The sequence below is a fragment of the Pseudomonas sp. 21615526 genome, assembly GCF_013386245.1.
Lineage (GTDB): Bacteria > Pseudomonadota > Gammaproteobacteria > Pseudomonadales > Pseudomonadaceae > Aquipseudomonas.
The window spans coordinates 1-5,979 of the sequence record NZ_JACAOM010000135.1; the positions used below are offsets into that span (position 1 = coordinate 1).

Here is a 5,979-nt window from a genome sequence, read left to right on the forward strand (position 1 = left end):
CCTGGTATTTCCTTCCAGCGACGTAGAAGCCAAACGAACGACCCTAAGCCTTGACCTTGAAAGTCCGGTTGAGCAACTGACACAAGATCAAGACGCTTCCGACGCACTTCAAGCCACAAATGGCGCAGCCGAATCGCCGTTTGCCCAGATCGAAAGCAGCGCCGAAGACACCAAGGAAACCGCGCAGGCCGAACCTGCGGTAGTAGAGGCACCCAAGAACCCGCTGCACCGGGAAGTCATTGTTGCCAAGGGCGACACCCTTTCGACCCTGTTCGAAAAGGTCGGCCTCCCCGCCGCGACGGTCAACGATGTACTGGCAAGCGACAAGCAGGCCAAGCAATTCACCCAACTCAAGCATGGCCAGAAGCTTGAATTCGAACTGGCGCCCGACGGCCAGTTGACCAACCTGCACAGCAACGTCAGCGACCTGGAAAGCATCACCCTGACCAAAGGCGCCAAGGGCTTTGCGTTCAACCGCATCACCACCAAGCCGGTCATGCGCTCCGCCTATGTACACGGCGTGATCAACAGCTCGCTGTCGCAGTCCGCCGCCCGCGCCGGCCTGTCCCACAGCATGACCATGGACATGGCCAGCGTGTTTGGCTACGACATCGACTTCGCCCAGGACATTCGCCAGGGTGACGAATTCGACGTGATCTACGAACAGAAGGTCGCCAACGGCAAGGTCGTCGGCACCGGCAACATCCTCTCTGCGCGATTTACCAACCGTGGCAAGACCTACACCGCCGTGCGCTACACCAACAAACAAGGCAACAGCAGCTACTACACCGCCGACGGCAACAGCATGCGCAAGGCGTTCATCCGTACCCCGGTTGACTTCGCCCGTATTAGCTCGCGTTTCTCGATGGGTCGCAAGCATCCAATTCTGAACAAAATTCGCGCTCACAAAGGCGTCGACTACGCCGCCCCGCGTGGCACGCCGATCAAGGCTGCCGGTGACGGCAAGGTCTTGCTGGCCGGTCGCCGTGGCGGCTACGGCAACACCGTGATCATCCAGCACGGGGCCACCTACCGTACGCTGTATGGCCATATGCAAGGTTTCGCCAAGGGCATCCAGACTGGCGGCAACGTCAAGCAGGGCCAGGTGATCGGTTACATCGGCACTACCGGGCTGTCCACCGGCCCGCACTTGCACTACGAGTTCCAGGTCAACGGCGTGCACGTCGACCCACTGGGCCAGAAGCTGCCAATGGCCGACCCGATCGCCAAGGCCGAGCGCGCTCGCTTCCTGCAGCAGAGCCAGCCATTAATGGCCCGCATGGACCAGGAGCGCTCGACTCTCCTGGCTTCGGCGAAGCGCTAAGCCATGTCGCTCTATATAGGTGTGATGTCCGGGACCAGCCTTGATGGCTTGGACATTGCGCTGATCAAGCAAGGCCCGGCGATCAAGCTGATCGCCACCCACTACATCCCCATGCCTGAATCCCTGCGTTCCGAGCTGCTTGGCCTGTGCGCCAGCGGCCCGGACGAGATTGCCCGTTCGGCGCTCGCGCAGCAGAACTGGGTGACGCTTGCCGCCCAAGGTATTCACGCCCTACTCGATCAGCAGAACCTCAAGCCCCAGGACATTCGAGCGATTGGCAGCCACGGCCAAACCATTCGTCACGAACCTGCACGGGGTTTTACCGTGCAGATCGGCAACCCGGCACTGCTCACCGAATTGACGGAAATCACCGTCGTCAGTGATTTCCGCAGCCGCGATGTCGCCGCCGGAGGCCAAGGCGCCCCGCTGGTGCCTGCATTTCATGAGGCACTGTTTGGCGAGCGTACGGGCAACCGCGCCGTACTGAATGTGGGCGGCTTCAGCAACCTCAGCCTGATCGAGACCGGCAAACCGGTCGCGGGCTTCGACTGCGGCCCGGGGAATGTCCTGCTGGATGCCTGGATTCACCAGCAACGCGGCGAGAACTTCGACCGCGATGGCCAGTGGGCTGCCAGCGGGAAGGTTGAACCCCAGCTACTCAAGGCATTGCTCAGCGATCCGTTCTTTGTGACCAAGGGGCCAAAAAGCACCGGTCGCGAAGTCTTCAACCTGGGATGGCTTGAGCATCACCTGGGACGATTGCCGCCATTCGCAGCCCAGGACGTGCAAGCCACATTGCTCGAGCTGACTGCCCTGACCATCGTCGAATCCCTGCAAACCGCCCAACCACAGACCGAAACCCTGCTGGTCTGCGGCGGCGGCGCCCACAACGCAACCTTGATGAGCCGCCTGAGCGCCCTGCTGCCGGCGACCCAGGTGAGCAGCACCGCCACCTGCGGCGTAGACCCTGACTGGGTCGAAGCCATGGCGTTCGCCTGGCTGGCCCATTGCTGCCTGGAAGGCATCGCCGCCAACCGCCCCAGCGTCACCGGCGCCCGCGGCCTTCGTGTACTCGGCGCGATCTACCCCGCCTGAATCCCACACAGCAAAACGCCGCTTGGCCCTATCAAGGCCAAGCGGCGTTTTTATATCCGCTGTCGATCAGATCGAGAACGAAGACCCGCAACCACAAGTGGTGGTGGCATTCGGGTTCTTGATCACGAAGCGCGAACCTTCCAGACCTTCCTGATAGTCCACCTCGGCTCCTGCCAGGTACTGGAAGCTCATCGGATCGACAACCAGGCTGACGCCCTCGCGCTCAACGATGGTGTCGTCATCGGCCACGTCTTCATCGAAGGTAAAACCGTACTGAAACCCTGAACAACCGCCGCCCGTAACAAATACGCGCAGCTTCAAGCGATCATTACCCTCTTCATCGACCAGGCTCTTCACCTTGTGCGCAGCACCGTGGGTGAATTGCAAAGCCGTGGGGGTGAAGGATTCAACGCTCATGCTGATAATCTCCCGGCGTAGCGCCGCCATATGCGTGATGGCGGGCATTATCCGCTTCTCCTAGAAAAGCGGTCAACTATTGTTACGGTATATCAATCTGCGCAGCGGCCATTAAAAACACGAAAGGCCCGATCAACGGGCCTTTGCGCAACAGCAGAAAATTTACGGCAGCATGCCCGCGTGGGACAGGCCCAGCTTCTCATCCAGGCCAAACAGGATGTTCATGTTCTGCACAGCCTGGCCCGAAGCGCCCTTGACCAGGTTGTCGATGACCGACAATACCACCACTAGGTCACCATCCTGTGGACGATGCACTGCGATACGGCACACGTTGGCACCGCGCACGCTGCGGGTCTCCGGGTGGCTGCCCGCCGGCATCACATCGACGAACGGCTCATTGGCATAGCGCTTTTCAAACAGCGCCTGCAGGTCTACCGAGCGATCAACGACCGTCGCATACAGTGTGGAGTGGATCCCGCGGATCATCGGTGTCAGGTGCGGCACAAACGTCAGGCCGACATCCTTGCCCGCAGCACGACGCAGCCCCTGGCGAATTTCCGGCAAGTGACGATGGCCTTTGACTGCATAGGCTTTCATGCTTTCCGACGTCTCGGAGTAGAGCGAACCTACAGCGGCCCCACGACCAGCACCACTGACGCCCGACTTGCAGTCAGCAATCAGCCGCGATGCATCCGCCAGCCCGGCTTCCAGCAATGGCAGGAAACCCAACTGCGTAGCTGTCGGATAGCAACCCGGCACGGCGATCAGGCGTGCTTGCTTGATCTGCTCACGATTGACTTCCGGCAGGCCGTACACCGCCTCTTCCAGCAACTGCGGTGCACCGTGAGGCTGGCCGTACCACTTGGCCCACTCATCGGCGTCCTGCAGGCGGAAGTCTGCCGACAAGTCGATCACCTTGGTGCCGGCGGCCAGCAACTCGCCCGCCAGGGCATGGGCCACACCGTGAGGCGTGGCAAAGAACACCACATCACACGCGCCCAGGGTCTTGATATCCGGAACGCTGAACGCCAGGCCGTCATAGTGGCCTCGCAGGTTCGGGTACATATCGGCCACAGCCAGGCCGGCCTCGGATCGGGAAGTGATCACCACCACCTCAGCTTGCGGATGCTGAGCCAACAGACGCAGCAATTCGACACCGGTGTAACCCGTGCCGCCGACGATACCGACCTTGACCATAAACCTGCCCTCAACGAACCCACTGGAAAGCCGTCGATAATAGGGTTCGTATCGTCCTGCGACAACCTTCAACATGACGTGTAGACGCAAGAGCCACTACTATCTTCAGCTACCGTGAACCTGGGAATAACTAAAAATGCTTTATCTATGGGTCAAAGCCTTTCATATCGTCAGCATCGTCTGCTGGTTTGCCGCGCTGTTCTACCTTCCGCGCCTGTTCGTCTACCACGCCCAAAGCGAGGACACCATCAGCAAGGAACGCTTCAGCGTGATGGAGCGCAAGCTGTACCGCGGCATCATGGGCCCGGCGATGATCGCCAGCCTGGTGTTCGGCGGCTGGCTGATCTACCTCAACCCGGCCATCTTTCAATCCGGCGGGTGGATCCACGCCAAGTTGACCCTGGTAGTACTGCTCATCGGCTACCACCATATGTGCGGCGCGCAGGTAAAACGTTTCGCCCGTGGCGAAAACACCCGCAGCCATGTCTTTTATCGCTGGTTCAATGAAGTGCCAGTTCTGATATTGCTGGCTATCGTAATTTTGGTCGTGGTCAAACCGTTCTAATCTCTATTACTCGGGGTACTTCCAATGTCGCTGCCCGCTTCGCTCGAACACAGTCTGCGCCTGCCCGTCGTGGCTGCGCCGATGTTTCTGATCTCCAACCCGCAACTGGTGCTGGCCTGCTGCCGCAACGGGATCGTCGGCAGCTTCCCTGCCCTCAACCAGCGGGAAAGCAGCGGCTTCAAGGCGTGGCTGGAAGAAATCGAAGCGGGCCTGGCGCTGCTGGATAACCCGGCGCCCTATGCGGTCAACCTGATCGTGCACAACAGTAACCCGCGGGTGGAAGCTGACCTGGCGATCTGCGTCGAGCACAAGGTGCCGATCGTCATCACCAGCCTGGGCGCGGTGAAAGAATTGGTAGACGCGGTGCATAGCTACGGCGGCCTGGTATTCCACGATGTCACCACCCGGCGCCACGCCGAAAAAGCCGCTGAAGCCGGCGTCGATGGCCTGATCGCCGTTGCGGCGGGCGCCGGCGGCCACGCCGGCACCTGGAGCCCGTTCTCGCTGATCGCAGAAATCCGTCAGTTCTTCGACAAAACCCTGCTGCTCGCCGGTTGCCTGAACCACGGCCACGAAATCCTCGCCGCGCAACTGCTCGGCGCCGACCTGGCCTATTTCGGCACGCGTTTTATCGGCACCACCGAAAGCCATGCCCCGGATGCCTATAAAGAGATGCTGCTCACATCGCGCGCCGCCGACATCGTGCACACTCCAGCCGTCTCCGGTGTTCCCGCAAGCTTCATGCGCCAGAGCCTGGAAAATGCCGGTTTCGACCTCGCCGCGCTGCAAGGCAAGGGTGAAGTCAATTTTGGCTCCAAGCTCAAGCCACTCAACGACGAAGCCAAAGCCTGGAAGACCGTGTGGTCCGCCGGCCAGGGCGTCGGAGAGATTGATGATTTGCCCAGCGTCGATGAACTCGTGGCCCGCCTGGATGCCGAATACCGCAAGGCGCTCGAGCATGCGGCACAATTGCCTGAACGCTGGCCACGCTGATCCGCGATCCAAAGCCTGCTGATCAAGGCAGGCCTCCCCTATTCAAGTGACAAGGATGCCCGCATGAGCGACAACCGTTTCAAGATTGTGTTTGATGGCGCATTGCTCCCGGGTGTCGAAAGCACCACCGCCAAGCTGAACCTCGCCGAGTTGTTCAAAAGTGATGTCGACGCGATCGAAAAGCTTTTCACCGGCCGCCCGGTCGCGCTGAAACGCGACCTTTCCCGCGCCGATGCCGAGACCTATCTGCAAGCGCTGAAAAACGCCGGGGTGGATGCGCGGATAGAAGAAGAGCAGCCGGTCGCCTTCAGCCTTGCCGAAACCCATGAAACGGACTCCGGCAGCGCGACTGACTACACCCGCCCCGCCGCATCGCCTTACGCCCCGC

6 protein-coding genes and 1 pseudogene are annotated in these 5,979 nt (G+C 60.6%); 5 read left to right on the forward strand and 2 right to left on the reverse strand.

Annotated features, from left to right (window positions below):
- Both HX786_RS28040 and HX786_RS28045 read left to right on the forward strand, forming a co-directional pair.
- Positions 1-1,324, forward strand: a 1,324-nt coding sequence (locus tag HX786_RS28040; RefSeq protein WP_178912894.1) for a peptidoglycan DD-metalloendopeptidase family protein, incomplete at its 5' end; no start/stop codon positions are given.
- A gap of 3 nt (positions 1,325-1,327) precedes the next feature.
- A complete protein-coding gene (locus HX786_RS28045) occupies positions 1,328-2,419 on the forward strand; it encodes an anhydro-N-acetylmuramic acid kinase (protein ID WP_177041312.1) in 1,092 nt (363 codons plus the stop codon).
- Positions 2,420-2,485: 66 nt separating this feature from the next.
- Here the strand turns inward: HX786_RS28045 and erpA are convergent, their stop codons facing one another.
- Together erpA and argC are read right to left on the reverse strand one after the other, a co-directional pair.
- Positions 2,486-2,836 carry an iron-sulfur cluster insertion protein ErpA gene (gene erpA / locus HX786_RS28050; RefSeq protein ID WP_003176443.1) on the reverse strand — a complete coding sequence of 117 codons (351 nt, stop codon included), beginning with the start codon at positions 2,834-2,836 and terminating at the stop codon, positions 2,486-2,488.
- A 162-nt stretch (positions 2,837-2,998) separates the two neighbouring features.
- Complete coding sequence (argC, locus tag HX786_RS28055) at positions 2,999-4,033, reverse strand: N-acetyl-gamma-glutamyl-phosphate reductase (RefSeq protein ID WP_003210935.1); 1,035 nt, start codon at positions 4,031-4,033, stop codon at positions 2,999-3,001.
- A gap of 136 nt (positions 4,034-4,169) precedes the next feature.
- Between argC and hemJ the strand changes: the two genes are divergently transcribed.
- From hemJ to HX786_RS28070, 3 genes and pseudogenes are all read left to right on the forward strand, one after another.
- The gene (gene hemJ / locus HX786_RS28060; RefSeq protein WP_003210937.1) at positions 4,170-4,598 is read left to right on the forward strand and encodes a protoporphyrinogen oxidase HemJ; all 429 of its coding nucleotides are present in this window, start codon (positions 4,170-4,172) and stop codon (positions 4,596-4,598) included.
- A 24-nt stretch (positions 4,599-4,622) separates the two neighbouring features.
- Positions 4,623-5,591: a nitronate monooxygenase family protein gene (locus tag HX786_RS28065; protein ID WP_003210939.1), complete on the forward strand. Its 969-nt coding sequence runs from the start codon at positions 4,623-4,625 to the stop codon at positions 5,589-5,591.
- A 63-nt stretch (positions 5,592-5,654) separates the two neighbouring features.
- Positions 5,655-5,979, forward strand: a pseudogene (locus tag HX786_RS28070) (DUF805 domain-containing protein); the annotation flags it as partial.